Here is an 874-nt window from a genome sequence, read left to right as displayed (position 1 = left end):
GGCTTACGCGTTATTTGTAAGCCAATCCGTTGGCCTATGGTAAATGCAGGCAAGGTCAACTCCAATTGCCATTGGTTGGTGCCAGTGTCCATCCATTGGGAAGGTTTTCGGTTAGGGACTGAGTTAAGCTGAACCTGAGGTTTATGAATGATTTGCTCTAAAAACGTTAATTCTTCGACAGGCTTCCATTGCTTCGATTGTTTGCCCCATGTGGAGTGAAGCAACCACTTCTCAAGTTCTGAACGTTTAAAGACATTAATGATGATAACAGCAATCAAATATACAATACCGGTAACCATAAGTGTAGTAAGCATCCAAGAGGCGATAATAGACCCGATACTCACCTTGATTAGACTACCACGACTCAATATATTGGCTACAAATTGTACTCCAAACACGAAAGCTTGAGCCAAGGTTGCTCCCCATTTTACCCCATAACCCAACCGTTCCATTGGAGAGTTACTAGAATCCCAAGCTTTTTCACCACTTTCCCATGTTTCCAATCCTGTGGCAATCAAACCAAACAAAGAGACTGCTGCCGTGGTCTTCGTAAAAGTTTTGAGCATTGCGGCCCTTGAGGCACCTTCTTCTTTTATCGCTATGTTAAGGCTTTTTTTAAGTAATTCTGAATCCTTAGCAAGAACGTCCCATTTCGCATCTCGCCACACAGCGGCAACAGCGGAGACCGCATAACCTGTCGCATAGGTCGCTTCTCTAATTGCAGGGTTAGTCCACAAGCTAGTATTCGGGTGTTGCGCAGCTTTATGGCGGATGTCTTGCAGAACAACCGACACGTTCCAAAGGTTTAGGATGGCGACGACGCCCCCCATTTTACCCAATTTGTCCCATGATGCTTGAGTAAGCTGCTTACCTT

The 874-nt window shown here is 45.1% G+C and carries 1 pseudogene; it reads right to left on the bottom strand.

Annotated features, from left to right (window positions below):
- Positions 1–874: pseudogene (locus tag QTN94_RS20090) on the bottom strand (hypothetical protein); the annotation flags it as partial.

It is taken from the genome of Vibrio sp. M250220, from assembly GCF_036533795.1.
Taxonomy (GTDB): domain Bacteria; phylum Pseudomonadota; class Gammaproteobacteria; order Enterobacterales; family Vibrionaceae; genus Vibrio.
Note: the sequence above shows the minus strand (reverse complement) of the source record. Positions and strands in the feature narration are given on the sequence as shown.